The organism is Streptomyces sp. SudanB5_2050 (genome assembly GCF_964272335.1).
In the GTDB taxonomy this organism is placed as follows: Bacteria; Actinomycetota; Actinomycetes; order Streptomycetales; family Streptomycetaceae; genus Streptomyces; species Streptomyces rochei.
This window is the reverse complement of sequence record NZ_OZ186760.1, coordinates 763,233-782,961: the sequence shown is the minus strand read 5'-3', so window position 1 is coordinate 782,961 and position 19,729 is coordinate 763,233. Positions and strand designations below refer to the sequence as shown.

The window sequence follows — 19,729 nt, the reverse complement described above, 5'->3', positions numbered from 1 at the left end:
CTTCCCCTTCTTCGGGATCTTCGTGGTGCCGGGCGCGTCAGCGGCTCCGAGCGCCCGGCAGGGCGTCGAACGGTGGGTCAGGAGGGTGTGGTGAGAGCGGTGTCCACCTGGATCAGGCGGGGGTGGTCGGGCCGCTCGGCGAGTACCGCGCGCAGTTCCTCGGCCCCGCCCACGTGCCGGGCGCGCACGCCGTAGCCCTCCGCGATCCGGGTGAAGTCCAGCCCCGGGATGTCCAGACCGGGCGCGTCCGGCACCCCGAGCAGACCGCCGAACCAGCGCAGGGCCCCGTAGGTGCCGTTGCGCAGCAGCACGATCGTCAGCGGCACCCGGTGCTGCGCGGCCGTCCACAGGGCGGTGATGCCGTAGTTGGCCGAGCCGTCCCCGATGACGCCGACGACCGGCCGGTCGGGCTGGGCCATCGCGACCCCGACGGCGCCGGGCAGGCCGAAGCCGAGCCCGCCGGCCGCCGGGAAGTAGTAGGAGCCCTGGCGCCGCAGATCCATCTGGCGCCACCACGCCGAGTTGGTCGACGTGGACTCCACGACGTACGCGGTGTCCTCGGGCAGCTCGTCACGGAGCGCGGCGAAGACCTGCTCGGGGTGGAGCGCGGACCCGTCGGCGGTGAGCGGCTCGGGCGTCGGCCGGTAGGGGCCCGAGGGCTTCCCGGGCGCGTCGAGCGACGTGAGCAGCAGGTCCACGACGGCGCCGGGGTCGGCGACCAGGGCCTCGCCCATCGGCGCTCGCGCGGCGGCCGACGCGTCCTCGGTCACCTGGATCAGGCGGGTGCCCTCGGGCAGGTAACGGCCGGGCAGGTACTCGTGGTAGCGGAACACCGGCGCGCCCAGCACCAGCACCAGGTCGTGCCCCTCGAACGCCTCGGAGACCGGCGCGATCCCGGCGGGCAGCACACCCCGGAACAGCGGATGCCGGTTCGGGAACGGCAGCCGGAAGAGCGAGGGCGCCGCCCACACCGGGCCGCCCAGGCGCTCGGCCAGCCGGACCACGTCGTCGAAGAGGCCCGCCGAGTCGATGTCCCCGCCGAGCACGAGCGCCGGACGCTCGGCCGACGCGACCCGCTCGGCCAGCCGGCGGCCCTGCTCGCCACCGGGCACCGAGGCCCGCTCGACCCGGCGGTCGAGCACCGCCAGGGCGTTCTCGTCGACCTCGGCCGACCAGTCGTCGTACGGCACGGAGAGATAGGTGGGGCGTCGCTGGAGCCGCGCCTCGAAGACGGCCTGCGCGAGCGCGCGCGGCACGTCCTCGGCGCAGGCCGGCTCCGCCGCCCAGCCGACCAGCGGCTTCATCAGGGTCTGCGCGTCGACGCTGGCCAGGTTGGCCTCGGGCCCGATGGCGGGACGCACCTGCTGCCCGGCGAGCACCACCAGCGGTGTGCGGGAGGCCACCGCGTTCGTCAGTGCCCCCATGGCGTTGCCCGAACCGGAGGCGGCGTGCAGGTTCACCAGGACCGGGCGCCCGGACGCCTGGGCGTAGCCGTCCGCCATGCCGACGACCGCGCCCTCGTGCAGACCGAGGACGTAGCGGAACCCGTCGGGCAGGTCGGCGAGGAAGGGCAGCTCGTTGGAGCCCGGATTGCCGAAGACGGTGGTGAGGCCCTGACGCTCCAGGAGATCGTGGGAGACACGACGCACGGATGGCACGGACGTTCCTTTCGCAGTGATGCCCGACACGCTAGGGACCCTGTGACATGGGCACCAATAGATGTTTCGGCGACGCGATATAGAGTCCCTCTATATGGGCACCTTCGATCTCAACCTGGCCCGCGTCTTCGTCCTGCTGTACGAGACGGGCAGCGTCACGGCGACCGCCGAGACCCTCCACGTCACCCAGCCCACGGTCAGCTACAGCCTGGGCAAGCTGCGACGGCACTTCGACGACGAGCTGTTCCGCCGCAACGGGCGCGGACTGACGCCCACGGCCGGCGCCCGGCGGCTGTACGAGCCGCTCCAGCGCGCCCTGGCGGAGATCGACGGGACGGTCCGGCAGGGCGACGCCTTCGACCCCGGCACCATGGCGGGCCGCTTCACGATCGCCCTCTCCGACCTCGGTGAGGCGACCCTGCTGCCGAGGCTCCTCGCCGCGGCGCGCGAGCGTGCCCCCGGCGTGTCGTTCACGGTCCGCCCGTTCGACGTGGAGGACGCCGAGAGCCAGCTGCGCCGGGGCGACCTCGACGCGTTCGTGGCGACCCCGGTGATCACCTCGCACCTGACGGTGCGCATCCCGCTCTTCAGGGAGCGCTACGTCCTGATGGTCGCCGCCGACCATCCGCGGGTGCGGGGCGACGAGGTCACCCTGCCCGACCTGGCCGCCGAGCACCACGCGACGGTCTTCGGGCCGAGCGGGCACGTCGCGCCGAGGGCGGTGCTGGCGGCGCACGGGCTGCTGGAGCGGGTGGCCGTGGACGCCACCCGTTTCTCGATGCTGCCCTACCTGCTGGAGCAGACCGACCTGATCGCCATCGTCCCCGAGTTCGTCGGGGAGGTCTTCACCGCCTCGCACCGGGTGCGCCTGGTGCGGCTCCCCTTCGAGACCGAGCCGATCGAGATCGCGCTGTACGCGCGGCACGAGTCCTCGCGGAGCCCGGCGCAGCGGTGGCTGGTGCAGTTCATGGCGGAGGTGCTGGGCGAGCAGGTGAGCCCCGCCCAGCTGCCGCCGACCGCGTCGGTGACGTAGCCGTCGCCGGGGGAGGTCACGCCTTGCGGCCCACCCCGCCGAACATGGCGACCTCGGCCGGGAGTTCGCCGTCACCGGCCTCCGGGCGCCAGCGGTTGCAGGAGACCACGCCGGGCTCCAGCAGCTCGAGCCCGTCGAAGAACCGGGCCACGGCGTCCGGGGTGCGCTGGGTCAGCTTCGGCGTGCCGTGCTCGTTCCAGAAGGCCACGGCCGCGTCGACGTCGGGCATGTCCGGCCGGGTGACGGTGTGCGACAGCACCAGATGGCTGCCCGCGGGCAGCGCGTCGACCAGCCGCCGCACGATCCCGTACGCCTCCTCGTCGTCCTCGACGAAGATGACGACGCCCAGCAGCACCAGCGCCACGGGCTCGCTCATGTCCAGCGTGCGGGAGGCGTGTTCCAGGATGGTGTCGACGTTGCGCAGGTCCTCGTCGAGGTAGGCGGTGCGCCCCTGCGGGGTGCTGGTGAGCAGGGCCTCGGCGTGCGCCAGGACGATCGGGTCGTTGTCCACGTAGACGATGCGCGACTCGGGCGCGACGCGCTGGGCGACCTCGTGGGTGTTGTCCGCGGTGGGCAGCCCGGTGCCGATGTCGAGGAACTGGCGGATGCCGCACGCGCCGGCGAGATGGCGCACCGCACGGCCCAGGAACTCGCGGTCGGCCAGGGCGTACGCGCCGATACCGGGGTGCAGCCGGTGTATCCGGTCGCCCGCCTGCTGGTCCACCGGGTAGTTGTCCTTGCCCCCCAGCCAGTAGTTCCAGATGCGGGCCGTGTGGGGCTGGTCCGTCCTGATCCTCTCGTGGGCGTCGTCGACGGCGGGCGACTCGGTCATGGGAAGTCCTCCGGACGGGCTGGGTACTCACTCAAGGGCCAACGTAGTCCGTCGAGTTGCGCGGGGCGACGCCTCGTGGGCGGGGTCGATACGCTCACGTCCATGACGGCACGCGAACCCACGATCCTCGCCACCTCCGGAGGCCACCGCGCGGGCGGGCGGACGAGGGTGGCGTTCGACGCGCTGGTGCACCACGCGGTGGACCTCTCGGGCGCGCACGGCCGGCGCCCCCGCGTCCTGTACGTGGGGACGGCGATCGGGGACGCCGAGCACTTCACCGCCCGGATGACGGAGGCGGCCCGCGTCGCCGGCTTCGACCTGACACCCCTTCACCTCTTCCCGATGCCCAACGTGGAGGACGTGGAGGAGACCGTGCTCGCCCAGGACGTCGTCTGGGTCATGGGCGGCTCGGTCGTCAATCTGCTGGCCGTGTGGCGTGCCCACGGCCTGGACCGGGTCATGCGCCGGGCCTGGGAGGCGGGCGTCGTGCTCAGCGGGGTGAGCGCGGGTTCCCTGTGCTGGTACCTGGGCGGTGCGACCGACTCGTTCGGCCCCCGACTGCGCCCGGTCACCGACGCGTTGGGCTTCCTGCCCTACGGCAACGGTGTCCACTACGACGTGGACGAGGGCCGCCGCCCGCTCGTCCACCGGCTCGTCGCCGACGGCACGCTGCCCGCCGCCCACTGCACGGACGACGGCGTCGGCCTCGTCTACCGCGGCACCGAACTGGTGGAGGCGGTGGCGGAGATGCCGGGCAAGGGCGCCTACGTGGTGCATCGCGACGGCGACCGCGCGGTGGAGGAGCGTCTGGAGCCGCGGCTGCTGCCCGGCGTGGGGTGACCCGGCCGGGCCGGAACGGGCCGGCGACGGACACGATCCCACTCCCTCGCGTGCCGACACAGGGACGTGTACGTGTTTGGTCCCGCGGCGAGGGGCAAGGCGGTGTCCATGAGCGATCCGAACAAGGACACCAATCAGAAGCGCACGACCACCCGGACCGCCGAGGTCAAGGCCCGCGGCGCCGCGGACAAGGCGACCGCGCCCGCCTCCAAGGCCACGAAGGCCGCGTCGGACAAGGCCGGTGACGCCGCGTCAGCGGCCAGGTCCGGCGCCCGGCGTTCGGCCGAGGCCGCGAGCGGAGCCGTGCAGACGGCGGCCAAGGGCGTCGAAGCCGGACGCCAGGCGGTCGTCACCACCTCGGAGCACGTGGCGGCCACCGCCAAGACGGCGTGGACGGTCATCGCCCACCGCAAGCTGGTCGCCGCGGGCGTGGGCGCCGGCATCACCGCGCTGAGCGCCGCCTCGTACGCGGTGGGCCGCCGCGCGGGACGCAGCACCCACGGCCCCCTCACCCGGCTCACCGGCGGCCGGATCTGACGCCGACCGGGTACGCCCGTCGGCCCGGGCGGCCCCGCCCGGCGCGTCGACCACCTCGAACGTCGCGGGGCCGACGGTGAGCACACCGTCGCTCAACGGCGTGCACCGTACGCCGCCCCCGCCGCGCAGCGCCCGCTGTGCGCCCGGGCCGACGGTGACGTCCATCCACGCGCAGGGCCGCGCGGGACGGTTGACGGCGAACAGGACCGGGCCGCCGCCGCAGTCGAGGGCGATCCGGGCGCCGACCAGGGCGTCGATGTCCACGCCCCGGAGCAGGACGTTGCGCCGGGTGTGCCGCAGGTCGGCGCCCGGCGCGATGTCCCGGGGCAGCCTCTCCACGGCCATGAGGGTGACGGACGCGTCCCGGTGCGCCGGCCGGCCGTAGTACCGGTCGCCGACCAGTCCGAGGCCCGCGCGCACCTCGACGCGGTCCACGCGTTCGTCGGCGGGACCGGGCGAGGGGCCGTCCGCGGGGCGCCCGGCCAGCCGGTGTGAGGGCGAGACCAGCAGTTGCAGTACCTCCACCTCGGTCATGCGTTCACCGTAACCGGGACCCTCACCTCGGGCACCGCCGGCCGGACAGGGGAAGATGGGACAGCGAGCAAGTCCCGACCGACGCGGAGGAGTGGGCGCATGCAGCACGACCGAGCCGGGAAGCCGGCCGGCCCCGAGGATCTGATCGACGTCGCCCGACTGGTGACGGCGTACTACGCCCTGCGCCCGGACCCGTCCGAGCCCGGCCAGCGCGTCGCCTTCGGCACCTCGGGCCACCGGGGCTCGTCACTGGCGGCCGCCTTCAACGACGATCACATCGCCGCCACCAGCCAGGCCATCTGCGAGTACCGTGCCGCGCAGGGCACCGACGGCCCGCTCTTCCTGGGCGCCGACACCCACGCGCTGTCCGAGCCGGCCCGGATCACCGCGCTGGAGGTGTTCGCGGCCAACGACGTCACCGTCCTGATCGACGCCGCGGACGGCTACACCCCCACCCCGGCGGTCTCCCACGCGATCCTCACCCACAACCGGGGCCGCACCTCGGGCCTCGCCGACGGCGTGGTCGTCACCCCCTCGCACAACCCGCCCTCCGACGGCGGCTTCAAGTACAACCCGCCCAGCGGCGGCCCGGCCGGCTCCGACGCCACCTCCTGGATCCAGGACCGCGCCAACGAGATCATCGCCGCCGGGCTGAAGGACGTGCGACGCATCCCCTACGCCCGGGCCCTCGCCGCTCCCGGCACCGGGCGCCACGACTTCCTCGACGCCTACGTCAGCGACCTGCCGGGCGTCCTGGACCTCGACGCGATCCGGTCGGCGGGCGTGCGCATCGGCGCCGACCCGCTCGGCGGCGCCTCCGTCGCCTACTGGGGACGCATCGCCGAACAGCACCGCCTCGACCTGACGGTCGTCAACCCGCTCACCGACCCCACCTGGCGCTTCATGACGCTGGACTGGGACGGCAAGATCCGCATGGACTGCTCGTCGCCGCACGCCATGGCCTCGCTCATCGAGCGGCGCGACCGCTTCACCATCGCCACCGGCAACGACGCCGACGCCGACCGGCACGGCATCGTCACCCCCGACGCCGGGCTGATGAACCCCAACCACTACCTCGCCACCGCCATCGCCTACCTCTACGCCCACCGCACCGACTGGCCCGCCGACGCCGGCGTCGGCAAGACGCTGGTCTCCTCCGGGATGATCGACCGGGTCGCCGCCGACCTCGGCCGGCCGCTCGTGGAGGTGCCCGTCGGCTTCAAGTGGTTCGTGGACGGACTGGTCGACGGCACGCTCGGCTTCGGCGGCGAGGAGTCGGCCGGCGCCTCCTTCCTGCGCCGGGACGGCTCGGTGTGGACGACGGACAAGGACGGCATCATCCTGGCCCTCCTCGCCTCCGAGATCACCGCCGTCACCGGGAAGACGCCGTCCGAGCACTACGCCGGCCTCACCGCCCGCTTCGGCGACCCGGCCTACGCCCGCATCGACGCCCCGGCCACCCGCGAGGAGAAGGCACGCCTGGCCAAGCTGTCCCCGGCACAGGTCACCGCCGACACGCTCGCCGGAGAACCGGTCACGGCGGTGCTCACCGAAGCCCCGGGCAACGGCGCGGCCATCGGCGGCATCAAGGTGACCACCGAGAACGCCTGGTTCGCCGCCCGTCCCTCCGGCACCGAGGACGTCTACAAGATCTACGGGGAGTCGTTCCTCGGCGCGGACCACCTGCGCCGGGTGCAGGAGGAGGCCAAGGGCGTCGTCCTCGGCGCCCTCGGCGGCTGACCCCCTGCCGTACGCCGCCCCGGGCCGGTCACAGCCCCCGACCGGCCCGGGGGAGCGCCACGGTCAGCCCGCGGATCTCGTAACCGCCGATCGCCTCCCGGAAGGCGACGCGCGGCTCCCCGCTCATGCGGACGCCCTCCAGGGCGAAGAGACGGCTGAGGAAGACGTCGGTCTCCAGCAGGGCGATGTGTGCCCCCGGACACCGGTGCGGGCCGTCACCGAAGGAGAGCCCCGCCCCCACCTCGCCGGCGCGGTCGGGCCGGACGCACAGCGGCTCCTCGCCCACCGCGCTCGGGTCGGCGTTGGCGTCGTCCAGCAGCAGCGCCACGTGCTCGCCGGGGCGCACGGTCACCGGTCCGTCCGGGCAGGCGAGCTCCACCGTCTCGGTCGCCCGCCGCCGCAACTCGCCGATCACCGGCTCCAGCCGCAGCAGTTCCCGCAGGACGGCCAGGCGTCCCGCCTCGTCCGACGCGCGGTACCGGGCCAGCAGTCCGGCGTCGGAGAACAGGTGCCAGGCGGCCAGGCAGACGAACTCGCGCGTGGTGACCATGCCGGCCGCGGCGAACGTCAGGCACTCGCCGAGGATCTCCGCGTCCGAACACCCCTCCGCGATCAGGTGGGAGATCAGGTCGTCGTGCTCGCGGCGACGGTGCGCGCGGATGGCGGGGCGGACGTCGGCCAGGTGGATGCGGAGCCAGTTGGCGTTCTGCCGCACCAGCCAGTACAGGCCCCGCGCGCTGGTCAGTCCCGGCTCCCCGAACTCCTCGGGGAAGAACCGCTCCAGCCTGCGGCGGATGCCGGGCCGGCCGTACCGCAGTCCGACGACCTCGCTCACCACGCCGATGGCCAGCTCGAAGGCCAGGTCGGAGAGCGGGGCCCGGCCCGCCGCCCGCAGCACGTCCAGCTGTTCCTCGGCGATGCGGACCATCAGGTCGCGGTAGTGCTCGTCCACGCGGCGCGGAGTGAAGAAGCGCGCGGTCTGCCGCCGGTGCTCCCGGTGCTCGGGGCCGTCCCGGTAGAGCACCGGCCGGCGCACGCGCGGCGGCAGCTTCTCCACCGTCTCGACGCCGAGACCGGCCTGTACGGTGCCGGGGGCGCGCAGCAGCGCACGCGCGACCTCGTAATCGTGCACCTGCCACGTCCCGTCCGCCGCGCGGCTGACCGGGCACGTCGGCCGCGCCCGTCCCCGGTCGGCCTTGCGCGCGGAGCCCGCCGCCCCCTGTCCGCCGTGCACCACGACACACCCCTCCCCGGAGTCCGGCCCCGCGCGGCCCCGGTGACCGCGCGGCCCGGCCGGCGCCCTCACAGGATCAGTCCGGCACCGGCCCGTGACCACCCCTCGAATCCGCCGAGTCGGGTGCTGTCCCGGTTCGGCGGGGCCGGGTGCGCCCCTGTGCCCGGTGGGCCCGCAGCGCCCACGGGGGCGCCCACGCCTTCCCCTCCGGGCGGCCCGGCGGCAGCGACGCGAGATGGGCGCGTAGCTCCGCGAGCGCGGGGTGCGGATTGTCGGCGTGCCAGAGCAGGGAGTGCGGGTAGACGGGCGTGGGATCCCGCAGCGGGATGCGCCGCAGCCCGTGGACGGCGGGCCGGACGAGCGGTGTCCGGTCGCTGAGGAAGGTCGCGGCCGTCGAGGACCCGGCGATGGTGGCGAGCATGTCCTCGACGCCGAAGTTCGGCCCCCTGGTGTCGAGGGTGAGCCCGAACTCGGCGGCGAGGGCGTCGTAGTAGGCGGTCCACTCGGTGCCCGGCACGTTCCCCGGCATCCAGACCCGCCGGCCGGCGAGGAGGGCCGGGGTGATCTCCGCTGCCGTCGCGAACGGGTGGGCGGGACCGGTGACCAGGTGCAGCGGCTCCTCGAACAGGGGCGTGGCCCGGATGCCGTGCGGCAGTTCGAACCCCGGCATCGCGACGCAGCGGAAGGACGCGTCGACCGCCCCCGACAGCAGGGCGCCGACGGCCGCCCGTACGTCGGTCAGGGTGACGACGTCGAGACCCACGCCGGGACGGGCGCGGTGGAAGTCGCGCAGCACGCCCGCGGTGGCGGCCCGTCTGCCGATCACGTCCACCCGCAGCGGACGCCGTCCGGGCCGCACCGAGGCGACCGCCCGCTCCTCGGCGTCGAGCAGCGCCCGCGCGTGCGGGAGGAACGCCTGTCCTTCGGCGGTGAGCCGCACCCCTCGCGCGGTGCGGGTGAACAAGGACACGCCCAGGCTCTTCTCCAGTGCGGCGACGCGCTTGGAGACCGCCTGCTGGGTGACCGCCAGCAGGTCGGCGGCGATCTGGAGCTGCCCCGCCTCCGCAGCGGTGACGAAGGTGCGAACGGCGAGGAGATCCACGTCCGCCATCCTAGGAGGACGCGCCCCGGCCTCCCTCCGGGGCGGGCCGCCCGGGAGGGAGGGCCGGGAAATGGCGTGCACCGGGCCGGACGACCGTGCGAGGCTCCGCCGATGGACCGACAGCAGATCTCCCGACTCGCCCACGCCGACCACCCGATCGCGGCTCCGCTGGGCGACGCGTCGGTACGCGGGCTCCTGGCCCGCGCCGTCCCGCGCGGCGACGCACGCGTCCTCGACCTGGGCTGCGGCGGCGGAGAGTGGCTCCTGCGCGCCCTCACCGAGCATCCGCGGCTGACGGCGGAGGGCGTGGACGTCTCCGAGGTCCCGCTCGCCCACGCCCGCGCGGCCGCGGACCGGCTCGGTGTGACGGACCGCCTCGTCCTGCACCACGAGGACGCCGCGCGGTTCACCGCGCCCCACCGCTTCGACCTGGTCCTGTGCGTCGGCTCCACCCACGCCTTCGGCGGGCTGCCCGCCGCCCTCGCGGCCGCGCGCGAGCACCTGGCGCCGGGCGGCCGGGTCCTGGTCGGCGACGGCTTCTGGGACGGCGAACCGTCCGCCGAGGCCGTCGAGATGCTGGGGGACCTCACCGATCTCGCCACCACGCTGGACCGGGTCGTCGCCGACGGCTGGACCCCGGTCGGCGGGCACATCAGCACCCGCCGGGAACTCGACGACTACGAGTGGTCCTGGACCGGGTCGCTGGCCTCCTGGGCCCTGGACCACCCCGCCCACCCCGACAGCGCGCAGGCACTCGAGGCGGCCACCGCCCACCGCGACTCGTGGCTGCGCGGGTACCGGGACGTCCTGGGCTTCGTCTGCCTCGTCCTGCGGCCGACCGCTCCGTAGCGACGCCGCGACGGAAGGTGACACGGACGCGGACCGATGTCCGGTCCGATGTTTCCCGGATTCGTGGGTAGACGGCTGGGGTGACGGTCGAGGCTCAGGAAGAGGGCGGATCGAATGAACGGGGCTGCCCACGACGGGGACCGGCGGCCGGGACTGACGCCGCTCAGGGTCTCGGCGCAGTACGAGGGACGTCCCGGCGACATCGCCCGGGGCCGGGAGCTGGCGCGCGGCTTCCTGGCACGGGTGCGGTCCGTGCGGCAGCGGCCGGTGCCCGACCGCGCGGCGGACCTGGTGCAACTGGTGGTCAGCGAACTGCTGACCAACGCCTGCAAGTACGCGCCCGGCCCGTCGCTCGTCGACCTCGAGCTGGCCGAGGACCGGGTGGAGGTCACGGTGTGGGACAGCGACCCGGTGCTGCCGGTGGCGGAGCGGGCGGACCCGGGCCGGATCGGGAGCCACGGGCTGGAGATCGTGCTGGCCGTCTGCCAGGACTTCGAGGTGCGCCGGGAGCCCGTCGGCAAGCGGATGCGGGCCGCGGTACGGCTCGCCGACGACCGAGGCGGTCCGGCCCTCGGCCGCGCCTCCTGACCGGCCCGCCGCCCGTGGGGCGGGGACGGCCGGGGCCTCACGGCCTCACTGCGGGGCCTCCTGCGAGTCGAGCACCTCGGCCGGGTCCGGCGCCGCTATGTCCAGCGGCTCGTCGAAGGCGGTGAAGGTCGTGGTGGTGTCGAAGTCGGCGCCCTTGTAGGCCACCCGCAGCAGATGGGGATCGCCCTCCGTGGCGACGTGGAAGGTGTACGTCCCGCCCTGGCCCCCGCCGTCCCCCGCGTCGGTCACGGTCAGCTCCACGGCCGCCCGGCCGGCGACCCGGGAGGTCTTCCCCTTCTTCGCCTTGCCGAACGAGGCGAAGGGCCGGGTGCAGGAGGAGAGCCCGTCGCCGGGCCGCGCCGAGTCGGCGGGCGTCTTGATCCACAACCGCTGCTCGCCGGTGACCCCGCTGGGCTTCCGCTGCTCGAGGTAGGCGCGGTCGGGACGGACGTAGTCGGTCTCGCCCAGCCTGATCTGCTCCAGGCTGCCTCCCTCGGAGAAGGTGGTCCTGCCGCTGCAACGGCTCCGGAGATCGGTCACGAGCCGGCTGGTCACCGTACCGCCCCGGGCGGCGGTGCTGGTGGAGTCGATCCGCACCGACTTCAGCGCCCGCATCGTGGCGTTGGCGTCCTCCAGCAGCTCGTCGGCGGACCTCGTCCCCCCGGTGTCGCCGACGCCGCACCCGGTCGTCAGGGCACCGGCCAGCAGACAGCCCAGCACCGCCCGCGCCGCGGACGTGGTCCTGGTCAGCACACATTCCTCCGAAGTACACGATCGGCACGCGGAGCCTATCCGATCTCCCTCCTTCGGCCCTCCGGGGCGGTTCGCCGGCGGCCGGTGGGGGAACCTGGCCGGATGGACGGCATCGGAAGGCTGTGAGGGTCGTGGCGTCACGCTGGGCGGGCCACCGGGAGGGCGAGGGGCGACGGCCGGACGAGGCGGACGGCGCTCCCGAGCCCGGGTTCGCCCGCGCCGTGCTGGAGGCCCTGGGCGCCGGTGTCCTCACCCTCGACCCCCCCGGCCGCATCACCTCCGTGAACCCGTGGGCCGAGGAGCTGCTGGGCCGGCGGGCCCGGGACATGGTCGGGCAGGACGCGCACGACCTGCTGCACCGGTACGCCGACGGCAGCCCCGTGCCGCGCGAGCGGTGCTCCCTGCGCAACCCCCTCTACGGGACGGCGGCGGCCGAGGAGGGCAGCGAGGAGTACTTCCTGCGGGCGGACGGCACCGCCGTACCGATCATCTGGGCGACCACACCGCTGGTCAGGGACGGCCGGCGGGACGGGCTGGTGCTCGTCTTCCACGACTTCAGCCTGCACCGCAGCGCCGCCCAGGAGGCCGAGGAACGCACCGCCGCCCTGGAGGCGTTCTCCACCCAGCTGCATCTGGTGGCCGAGATCTCCACGGTCCTCGTCCCCACCGAACGCACCTCCGTCATCCTGCGCCGTCTCCTGCGGCTGCTGGTGCCGGAACTGGGCCAGTGGGCCGCGGCCGACGTCCACCGGGGCGGGGCGGAACAGGTGGAACGGGTCGCCGTGCGCAGCAGCACGCACCCGCACCGGGCCGGACGGCTGAGGGGGCCGGTCACCCCGCTGCCGGACCCGGCCCGCGCGGCGCTGAACCGGCTCCTCACCGGCGACCGCCCCGTCCCGCTGAGCGCCGAGGAGGTGCTGAGCGACCCGCACCACCCGCTCGCCGCCACGCACCGCGTCCTGTTCGAACGCCTCGGCGGCCACTCCGCCGTCGTCGTCCCGCTCCGCACCCGGCAGCGGTCGTACGGGACGCTGACCGTCGCCCGCGCGGGGACGCACCCCGCCCACACCGAGGCGGAGATCGCCCTGCTGGCCGACATCGGCCGCCGCGTCGCACTGGTCCTCGACAACGCCCGGCTCTACCACGAGCAGCAGAACGTCGCCGTGACCATGCAGCGCCAGCTCCTGACACCCCTCCCGCAGGTCGACCACGTGCGCATGGCGGCCCGCTACCGGCCGGCCGAGAGCGCGATGGAGGTCGGCGGCGACTGGTACGACGCCTTCCTGCTCGCCGACGGCGTCATGGCCCTGGTCATCGGGGACGTGGTCGGCCACGACCTCCAGGCCGCCGCCCACATGGCCGAGGTGCGCAACATGCTGCGCGCGCTGGCCTGGGACCACATGGAGCCGCCCAGCGTCATCATGCGGCGCCTGGACGAGGCGGTGACCAACACCAGTGACGCCCCCATGGCCACGCTCGTCTTCGCACGCATCGAGGGCCCCGAGGGGGGACCCTGGAACTTCCACTGGGTCAACGCCGGCCACCCCCCGCCCTTGGTGGTCGGCCCGGACGGCGCGACGCGTTTCCTGGAGGCGGGGCACGGCCCGCTGATCGGCATGAGCGCCACCCTGCGCCTCGGCCTGGACTGGCCCGACGCGACCGAGGAACTGCCGCCGGAGAGCATCCTCCTGCTCTACACCGACGGCCTCGTGGAGAGCCGCGACCGCCCCATCGACGCCGGCATGGCCAAGCTCCGCCACCACGCCGGCGTCCTGGCCCGCCGTCCGGAGGCGGAGAACGTCGACGTGTTCTGCGACGAACTGCTCGCCCGGATCGAACCGCGCGGTGACGACGTCGCCCTGCTCGCCCTGCGTCTGCCCGCCGCGGGCGTCGGCGCACCCGGCGACACCTCGCCGCCGCCACCGCCCCAGTCCACGCACAGCGAGGCGGCCCCGGACCGGGCCGCGCCCGGCTCCCTCCGCCAGGACCCCGAGGTGCTCGACCCGACGCACACCGACCCGGGCGCGTAGCCGCCGTCACCCGCCGTCCCCCGACGGACCGTCGGCGGTTCCACCGCCGGATGCCCCGTCACGTCACCCGCCTGAGCGCCTTGAGTGGTGCCGCCCGCGGTCCGGCCTGACGGTAATTCACGTCGGGACCGGGTCACCTCAGCTGACGAAGCACCAGCTGCCCGGTCGTGACGGAAGGAACCTCAGATGCGTTCTGCTCGTACGCTCCTGACCACCGCGGCGGTCTCCGCCGTCCTCGTCCTCGGCGCACCGGGCGCCTACGCGGCGACCGCCGGCGACTGGGAGCACGAAGACTCTTCCTACAGCAAGGAGCACGACAACGGAGGCAAGCACGACGAGCCGCGTGGCGGAATGCACACCGGCGGCGGTGCGCTCACGGCGGTGAACGAGGGCGACTGGGACGGCGGCGGCTCCAAGGAGGGCTCGGGGACCTACAAGCAGGACGAGGGCGAGAAGTCCTGGGGCGGCGAGCACGAGAAGCCGCGCGGCGGGATGCACACCGGCGGTGGCGGGCTGGACACGCCGACCACGACCGCGGGCGGGCTGGCCGTCCTGGCCGTCGCCGGAACGGGTCTGTACGCCCTCCGGCGCAGGAAGTCGGCCGGCGCGGTGGCGTGAGCCGTGCCGGGCGAGATAGCAGTCGGGCCGCCACCAGGAGACCGCGTGGCGGCCCGGCTCGCTTCCCACCCGCTCCTCCTCCGTCCGCTGCCGCCGTACTCGAACGAGGTGGTCCTCGATGGCACTTCCCCCCTCTCCACCCGCCGGCGACGATCACGCGCCGTCCGCACAGGGGTCCCGCTCCGGCATGACGCTGCTGTGCGCCGTGGCCCTCCTCGTCCTGGCGGTGAGCCTGGTCGGCGGCAACGACACGTCGTCCGACTCCGCACGTCCGCCCCTGGCCCCGCAGCCCGGCGCGTCGGCCCCGTCGGCGCCGGCCGCCGCGGACGCCGCCGGGACGGACCTGCCCCGGTCGAAGCCGGTGCGCCTGCTGATCCCGGAGATCTCCGTCGACGCCCCCTTCACCGACCTCGCCATCGGCGAGAACGGACAGCTCCAAGCGCCGCCGCCCGACGACACCAACCTCGTCGGCTGGTACGCCAAGGGCGCCTCCCCGGGCGAGACGGGTACCTCGATCATCGCGGGGCACGTGGACACCAAGACGTCCGCGGCCGTCTTCGCCCGCCTCGCCCAGCTCGACGAGGGCGACGTCTTCCACGTGCGGCGGGCGGACGGACGCACGGCGTCCTTCGAGGTCGACGACGTGGAGACCTTCGACAAGGACGACTTCCCCAGCAAGCGCGTCTACGGCGACACCGACCGGGCCGAGGTGCGGCTCATCACCTGTGCGGGCGACTACGACCGCAAGGCCAAGGACTACACCGACAACCTCGTGGTCTTCGCCCACCTCACCTGAGCCGGGCGCCGGGCACCGGTGTCCGGCCGGTCACCCGCGCAGTGCACACGAGTCGCGCGCCACCGGGGGCGGGCACAGGATCGAGGCACGCCGGCGCGGCGCCACCGCGGCCGACCCTCCCGTTCCCCCCCCCCGCGAAGGACCCGCAAGGACCCGCGAAGGAGATGTGCGCAGGATGACCACCACGCCCACCCCTGCTTCCGAACCACTGACGCGACAGCTGTCGCACCACGTCTCCCAGACCGTCTTCGACGGCTCCCGCCTGCGGGTCGTCCTGCTGGTCGAGGTCTACGACGGGGCCCAGCAGCAGTTCCTCGAGACCTACGAGCAACTGCGCAGCCACGTCGAGTCCGTGCCCGGGCACCTCGGCGAGCAACTGTGCCAGTCCATCGAGAACCCCTCGCAGTGGCTGATCACCAGTGAATGGGAGAGCGCCCCGCCGTTCCTGAACTGGGTGAGCAGCGAGGAGCACGTGCGGATGGTGAAGCCGCTGCACAGCTGCGTCCGGGACACCCGGTCGCTGCGCTTCCACGTGGTCCGCGAGACGGCGCACCCGGCGGCGGGCACCGGCTCCGCCCCCCGGGGCGGGCTCCAGACGTCACCGCGGATCGGGGACGGGGTCATCCGGCACGCGCTCACCTTCACCGTGAAACCGGGCACCGAGGACAAGGTCGCCGAGATCCTCGCCGACTACGCCTCGCCCGAGCCGCGGGTGGACGACACCACACGGCTGTGCCGCACCTCGCTCTTCCTGCACGGCAACCGGGTGGTGCGGGCCATCGAGGTCCGCGGCGACCTGCTCGCGGCGCTGCGGCACGTGGCCGAACAGCCCGAGGTGCGGGCCGTCGAGGAGGCGATCAACCCGTACCTGGAGCAGGACCGCGATCTCGGCGACCCGGAGTCGGCCCGGGTGTTCTACACCCGGGCGGCGCTGCCCGCCGTGCACCACGTCACGGCGGGGGAGCAGGACCCGGCGGCGCGGCGGCACGCGCTGTCGTACCCCGCCCGGCCGGGCTGCGGCATGCGGCTGGCCCAGCTGCTGGCCGAGGGCGACGCGGCGGCGGCGGACGACCCGCGCAGCCCGGTCCTGTGCAGCACCGTCTTCCAGCGGGACGACGTCGTGGTGCGGCTGGTCGACGTACGGGGCGATCTCGACGACGGTGATCCGGCGGTGGCCCTCGGTCTCGCCGACGCCGGACGGGTGGCCGAGCTGACCACGCTGCTGGACGGAGCGGCCGGGGCGGACGACCCGGCACTCGCCGGCGGCGAACTCCTCCGGGCGCTGGAAGGGGCCCGCATGGACCTCGTCACCGACCGTCGCGCGCCCGGCGCCTGACCCGCGCTCCCACGGAAGCGGCCGCCGGTACGCGTCGCACGCGTACCGGCGGCCGCTTCGCCGCGTCCTCCCTCAGGTCACTCGGGCACCCTGCAGTCGAACGCGTGCAGATAGGGGTTGACCGGGCGGATGTCCTCGATGGTGAGGCCCGCCTCGGTCAGCCGGCCCACCATGCTGTCGGTGGTGTGCTTGGCGCCGCCGACGTTGAGGAGGAGCAGCAGGTCCATGGCGGTGCTGAACCGCATCGAGGGCGTGTCGTCGACGAGGTTCTCGATGACGACGACCCGTGCGCCCGGTCCGCCGGCCGCCTTGACGTTGCGCAGGGCGCGGGCGGTGCTGTCGTCGTCCCACTCCAGGATGTTCTTGATGATGTACACATCGGCCCGGACGGGGATCTCCTCGCGGCAGTCGCCCGGCACGATCCGTACCCGGTCCGCGAGCGAACCGCCTTCGCGCAGCCGGGGATCGGCGTTCTCCACGACGCGGGGCAGGTCGAGGAGGGTGCCCCGCATCGCCGGGTACTTCTCCAGCAGACTCGCCACCACGTGGCCCTGTCCGCCGCCGATGTCGGCGACCGACGTGCTTCCCGACAGGTCGAGGAGGGCGGCCACGTCCTGCGCCGACTGCCGGCTGGACGTGGTCATGGCCCGGTTGAAGACCTCGGCCGACTCGGGGGCGTCCTCGTTGAGGTAGGTGAAGAACTCCTTGCCGTACAGGCCCTCGACGACGTTGGAGCCGGTGCGGACCGCCTCGTCGAGCAGGGGCCAGGCGTCCCAGGTCCACGGTTCGGTGCACCACAGGGCGATGTAGCGCAGGCTGTGCGGGTCGTCCTCGCGCAGCAGCAGTGACATGTCGGTGTGGGCGAACGTGCCGTCCTTGTGCTCGGCGAAGACGCCGTAGCAGGTCAGGGCGCGCAGCAGCCGGCGCAGCGGGCGCGGTTCGGTCTTCACCGCCGCCGCGAGGTCCTCCACGGCCATCGGTGAGTCGCCGAGGGCGTCGGCCACGCCGAGCCGGGCGGCGGCGCGGAGGGCGGCGGCACATGCCGCCCCGAACACGAGCTCCCGCAGCCGCATGGGCGGGGGCGGGGCGGTCTGTGCGGTCGTCATGTGCCGCGTCCTTCCTTCTTCTTCCACTACTTCGGGGGTGACGGGGGCCGACCGGTCAGCACAGTCCCGCGGGCTTGGAGGCGCCGCAGGTGTTGCCGGTGAAGGTGTTGCTCTTGGCGGTGTCGCCGGTCCCGGCGTTGACCAGGTCGGCGGGGGAGTTGTCGCGCAGCCGGTTGCCGTTGACCTCGTTGCTCGCGTTGGGGGTGCCCACCATGCTCGCGGCCAGGACGATGCCGCCCGACATCGACGACTTCCCGGCGTTGCCCTCGACCGTGTTGTCGGCGACCAGGACCTTCTCGACGCCGGTCAGGACGATGCCGGAACCCTGGAGGGCCTCCAGCCGGTCGGTCTTCGGGCAGGACTTGTTGTTGCGCACGACGCGGTTGTCGCGCACGACCAGGTCGCCGGCCTTGGGCTTGTTCTCGTCGCCGACGACGAACACGCCCGCGCAGTTGCCGGTGATGTGGTTGTCCGCGACGGCGAGGTTGCGCAGCCGCCGGACGGTGACGCCGATCCGGTTGCCCTCGAGCCGGTTGTGGGCGACCTCCGTGCCCTCGGTGTCCGCGGCCCCCTCCTCGGCCTTGATGCTGTTGGCGAGGAAGATGCCGGCGTCACCGTTGTCGCGGGCGGTGTTGTCGCGGAAGGTGCCGTGGATCGACCGCTCCTGGGCGATGCCCCAGACCCCGTTCTTCACGGCCGTCACGTTCCGCACGGTCAGGCCGTCGGTGGCCATGGAGAACACGCCGGTGCGCGTGAAGCCGGTCACCGTCAGGTCGGCGACGGTGACGCCCTTGACGTTCTCGTCCTTCGTGCCGATCACGCAGATGCCGTTGCCGCCCTCGGCGCAGGTGTTGTCCGCGGTGGCCTTCTCCGTGCCCGGCTTGATGACCGTGTTGCGGCCCATGCCGCGCAGGGTGAGCCCGGGCGTGCTCACCTTGACGCTCTCGTGGTAGGTGCCCGGGGTGACGAGGACGGTGTCGCCGGACTCGGCGGCGTCGACCGCCTTCTGGATCGATTCGCCGGGGTGGACGACGTGGATCATGTGGCCGGCGGAGGCCGGAGCCGCGCCGAGCCCCGTTCCGATCATCGCTGCGGTGCACACCAGGTACACGACATGGCATTTCTTCATATTCCGCACGTTATGCCCCGAAGAATCCCGCACCGTTCGGATAAGCCATCCGACGGCGTGTCATGAACCGACGGTGAACGCGCGGTTCTTGGGCAGACGGGCGTCAGTGATCTTCATGTCCCCGGCAAGGAAGGGAACACCGACGTGACCGTGCCCGTGCGACATCCCCGCCGGCAGCGCTCCGGGCGCCGCTTCGACCTCCGGGCGACGGCCCTGTTCTTCGGGTTCGCCGCCGTCGGTCTGTGCGTCGCGGGGTGGATCGTCAGGACGGCCCTCGACGTCGCCGAGCGGCGTCCCGCCTGGGCCTTCGTCCTGGTGCTGGTGGCCGTCGCGGCCGTCGTCCTGGGACGGCGGGGGCGCTCGCGGCTCTCCGTCCTGGGCCTGGCGCGCCGCACCACCGGCGCGCTGGAGGAGGGCGCGGCGACGGCCCTCGACGCCCTGGAGGCCACCCGGACGGTGGCGCCCGCGGCCCCGGCGCCACTCGTCCCCGAACCCACCGCCGCGACGGTCGACCTCCACGCGGTCCTGGATCCCGACGAGTTCGAGCAGGCGATAGCCGGCCTCTGCCTGCGGGACGGCTGTGCCGAGGCAGAGGTGGTCGGCGGCGCGGGGGACCTCGGCGCGGACGTGATAGCGGTGGCCCCCGACGGCCGCCGCCTGGTCATCCAGTGCAAGCGCTACGCCGAGGACAACAAGGTCGGCTCCGAGGACCTGCAGCGCTTCGGCGGCACCTGTTTCACCGTCCACGAGGCCGACGTCGCGGTGGTCGTCACCACCAGCGGCTTCACCCGGCCGGCCGCCGAGTACGCCGAGCAGTGCGGCATAGTCTGCGTGGACGCGGACCGGCTGCGGGAGTGGAACGGGGGCCGGGGACCCGCGCCCTGGGCGCTCGTGCCCGGCCAGGCCGGGGAGACCGGCCCCGTCGACGAGGCCCTGGGGTGAACCGCGCCGCCCACCGGACGGCGGTCGGCCGGGGTGAGGCGGTTTCACGCCCGCCCAGTGGCAACCTGTGCG

General features: G+C 73.8%; 18 protein-coding genes and 1 pseudogene. 11 read left to right on the top strand and 8 right to left on the bottom strand.

From position 1 onward, the window contains the following. Positions 1-77: 77 nt before the first annotated feature. Positions 78-1,658, bottom strand: a complete 1,581-nt coding sequence (mdlC, locus tag ACFZP7_RS03205; RefSeq protein ID WP_385633797.1) for a benzoylformate decarboxylase — start codon at positions 1,656-1,658, stop codon at positions 78-80. A gap of 94 nt (positions 1,659-1,752) precedes the next feature. Here mdlC and ACFZP7_RS03200 point away from each other — a divergent pair, with 94 nt between their 5' ends. Continuing rightward, complete coding sequence (locus tag ACFZP7_RS03200) at positions 1,753-2,691, top strand: LysR family transcriptional regulator (RefSeq protein ID WP_019324186.1); 939 nt, start codon at positions 1,753-1,755, stop codon at positions 2,689-2,691. A gap of 16 nt (positions 2,692-2,707) precedes the next feature. Here the strand turns inward: ACFZP7_RS03200 and ACFZP7_RS03195 are convergent, their stop codons facing one another. Next, positions 2,708-3,523, bottom strand: coding sequence for an SAM-dependent methyltransferase (locus tag ACFZP7_RS03195; RefSeq protein WP_385633796.1), 816 nt, complete (start codon positions 3,521-3,523; stop codon positions 2,708-2,710). Positions 3,524-3,625: 102 nt separating this feature from the next. On the opposite strand from ACFZP7_RS03195, the gene ACFZP7_RS03190 reads away from it, so the two are divergent. Next, on the top strand, positions 3,626-4,363 hold the full coding sequence (locus ACFZP7_RS03190) for a peptidase E (protein ID WP_109203585.1): 738 nt from the start codon (positions 3,626-3,628) through the stop codon (positions 4,361-4,363). A 108-nt stretch (positions 4,364-4,471) separates the two neighbouring features. Beyond that, positions 4,472-4,900, top strand: coding sequence for a hypothetical protein (locus tag ACFZP7_RS03185; RefSeq protein ID WP_175437915.1), 429 nt, complete (start codon positions 4,472-4,474; stop codon positions 4,898-4,900). A 30-nt stretch (positions 4,901-4,930) separates the two neighbouring features. Here ACFZP7_RS03185 and ACFZP7_RS03180 read toward each other — a convergent pair. Beyond that, positions 4,931-5,434: pseudogene (locus tag ACFZP7_RS03180) on the bottom strand (molybdenum cofactor biosysynthesis protein); the annotation flags it as partial. A gap of 99 nt (positions 5,435-5,533) precedes the next feature. On the opposite strand from ACFZP7_RS03180, the gene pgm reads away from it, so the two are divergent. Beyond that, positions 5,534-7,174: a phosphoglucomutase (alpha-D-glucose-1,6-bisphosphate-dependent) gene (gene pgm / locus ACFZP7_RS03175; RefSeq protein ID WP_019324191.1), complete on the top strand. Its 1,641-nt coding sequence runs from the start codon at positions 5,534-5,536 to the stop codon at positions 7,172-7,174. Positions 7,175-7,202: 28 nt separating this feature from the next. Here pgm and ACFZP7_RS03170 read toward each other — a convergent pair whose 3' ends face one another. Beyond that, positions 7,203-8,411: a cytochrome P450 gene (locus ACFZP7_RS03170; RefSeq protein ID WP_385633795.1), complete on the bottom strand. Its 1,209-nt coding sequence runs from the start codon at positions 8,409-8,411 to the stop codon at positions 7,203-7,205. 73 nt (positions 8,412-8,484) lie between these two features. After that, on the bottom strand, positions 8,485-9,510 hold the full coding sequence (locus ACFZP7_RS03165) for a LysR family transcriptional regulator (RefSeq protein WP_385633794.1): 1,026 nt from the start codon (positions 9,508-9,510) through the stop codon (positions 8,485-8,487). A 111-nt stretch (positions 9,511-9,621) separates the two neighbouring features. Here ACFZP7_RS03165 and ACFZP7_RS03160 point away from each other — a divergent pair, with 111 nt between their 5' ends. Beyond that, positions 9,622-10,359 (top strand): SAM-dependent methyltransferase, encoded by a 738-nt coding sequence (locus ACFZP7_RS03160; RefSeq protein ID WP_385633793.1) that lies wholly within the window; start codon positions 9,622-9,624, stop codon positions 10,357-10,359. 114 nt (positions 10,360-10,473) lie between these two features. Next, positions 10,474-10,947 carry an ATP-binding protein gene (locus tag ACFZP7_RS03155; RefSeq protein WP_019324195.1) on the top strand — a complete coding sequence of 158 codons (474 nt, stop codon included), beginning with the start codon at positions 10,474-10,476 and terminating at the stop codon, positions 10,945-10,947. A 45-nt stretch (positions 10,948-10,992) separates the two neighbouring features. On the opposite strand, the gene ACFZP7_RS03150 is transcribed toward ACFZP7_RS03155, so the two are convergent. Next, positions 10,993-11,700 carry a hypothetical protein gene (locus ACFZP7_RS03150; protein ID WP_385633792.1) on the bottom strand — a complete coding sequence of 236 codons (708 nt, stop codon included), beginning with the start codon at positions 11,698-11,700 and terminating at the stop codon, positions 10,993-10,995. Between the two features lie 131 nt (positions 11,701-11,831). On the opposite strand from ACFZP7_RS03150, the gene ACFZP7_RS03145 reads away from it, so the two are divergent. The 4 genes from ACFZP7_RS03145 (at position 11,832) to ACFZP7_RS03130 (ending at position 16,480) form a co-directional block, all read left to right on the top strand. Further along, complete coding sequence (locus tag ACFZP7_RS03145) at positions 11,832-13,730, top strand: SpoIIE family protein phosphatase (RefSeq protein WP_385633791.1); 1,899 nt, start codon at positions 11,832-11,834, stop codon at positions 13,728-13,730. Between the two features lie 186 nt (positions 13,731-13,916). Then, a complete protein-coding gene (locus ACFZP7_RS03140) occupies positions 13,917-14,348 on the top strand; it encodes a hypothetical protein (protein WP_019324198.1) in 432 nt (143 codons plus the stop codon). A gap of 118 nt (positions 14,349-14,466) precedes the next feature. Next, positions 14,467-15,144: a class F sortase gene (locus ACFZP7_RS03135; RefSeq protein ID WP_106435606.1), complete on the top strand. Its 678-nt coding sequence runs from the start codon at positions 14,467-14,469 to the stop codon at positions 15,142-15,144. A 175-nt stretch (positions 15,145-15,319) separates the two neighbouring features. Next, positions 15,320-16,480 (top strand): SchA/CurD-like domain-containing protein, encoded by a 1,161-nt coding sequence (locus ACFZP7_RS03130; protein ID WP_355516940.1) that lies wholly within the window; start codon positions 15,320-15,322, stop codon positions 16,478-16,480. A gap of 77 nt (positions 16,481-16,557) precedes the next feature. Here ACFZP7_RS03130 and ACFZP7_RS03125 read toward each other — a convergent pair whose 3' ends face one another. Both ACFZP7_RS03125 and ACFZP7_RS03120 read right to left on the bottom strand, forming a co-directional pair. Further along, positions 16,558-17,586 (bottom strand): methyltransferase, encoded by a 1,029-nt coding sequence (locus ACFZP7_RS03125; protein ID WP_031018355.1) that lies wholly within the window; start codon positions 17,584-17,586, stop codon positions 16,558-16,560. A gap of 55 nt (positions 17,587-17,641) precedes the next feature. Then, on the bottom strand, positions 17,642-18,715 hold the full coding sequence (locus ACFZP7_RS03120; protein WP_030973494.1) for a nitrous oxide reductase family maturation protein NosD: 1,074 nt from the start codon (positions 18,713-18,715) through the stop codon (positions 17,642-17,644). Between the two features lie 144 nt (positions 18,716-18,859). Here ACFZP7_RS03120 and ACFZP7_RS03115 point away from each other — a divergent pair, with 144 nt between their 5' ends. Next, complete coding sequence (locus tag ACFZP7_RS03115; protein ID WP_385633790.1) at positions 18,860-19,657, top strand: restriction endonuclease; 798 nt, start codon at positions 18,860-18,862, stop codon at positions 19,655-19,657. The last annotated feature ends 72 nt before the right edge of the window (positions 19,658-19,729 follow it).

Excerpts from the sequence above, each read along its gene's own strand:
- ACFZP7_RS03160 (WP_385633793.1), top strand. The coding sequence starts at position 9,622 with ATGGACCGACAGCAGATCTCCCGACTCGCCCACGCCGACCACCCGATC.
- ACFZP7_RS03140 (WP_019324198.1), top strand. The coding sequence starts at position 13,917 with ATGCGTTCTGCTCGTACGCTCCTGACCACCGCGGCGGTCTCCGCCGTC.
- ACFZP7_RS03130 (WP_355516940.1), top strand. The coding sequence starts at position 15,320 with ATGACCACCACGCCCACCCCTGCTTCCGAACCACTGACGCGACAGCTG.
- ACFZP7_RS03125 (WP_031018355.1), bottom strand. The coding sequence starts at position 17,586 with ATGACGACCGCACAGACCGCCCCGCCCCCGCCCATGCGGCTGCGGGAG.
- ACFZP7_RS03135 (WP_106435606.1), top strand. The coding sequence starts at position 14,467 with ATGGCACTTCCCCCCTCTCCACCCGCCGGCGACGATCACGCGCCGTCC.
- ACFZP7_RS03200 (WP_019324186.1), top strand. The coding sequence starts at position 1,753 with ATGGGCACCTTCGATCTCAACCTGGCCCGCGTCTTCGTCCTGCTGTAC.
- ACFZP7_RS03195 (WP_385633796.1), bottom strand. The coding sequence starts at position 3,523 with ATGACCGAGTCGCCCGCCGTCGACGACGCCCACGAGAGGATCAGGACG.
- ACFZP7_RS03155 (WP_019324195.1), top strand. The coding sequence starts at position 10,474 with ATGAACGGGGCTGCCCACGACGGGGACCGGCGGCCGGGACTGACGCCG.
- pgm (WP_019324191.1), top strand. The coding sequence starts at position 5,534 with ATGCAGCACGACCGAGCCGGGAAGCCGGCCGGCCCCGAGGATCTGATC.
- ACFZP7_RS03120 (WP_030973494.1), bottom strand. The coding sequence starts at position 18,715 with ATGAAGAAATGCCATGTCGTGTACCTGGTGTGCACCGCAGCGATGATC.
- ACFZP7_RS03185 (WP_175437915.1), top strand. The coding sequence starts at position 4,472 with ATGAGCGATCCGAACAAGGACACCAATCAGAAGCGCACGACCACCCGG.
- ACFZP7_RS03190 (WP_109203585.1), top strand. The coding sequence starts at position 3,626 with ATGACGGCACGCGAACCCACGATCCTCGCCACCTCCGGAGGCCACCGC.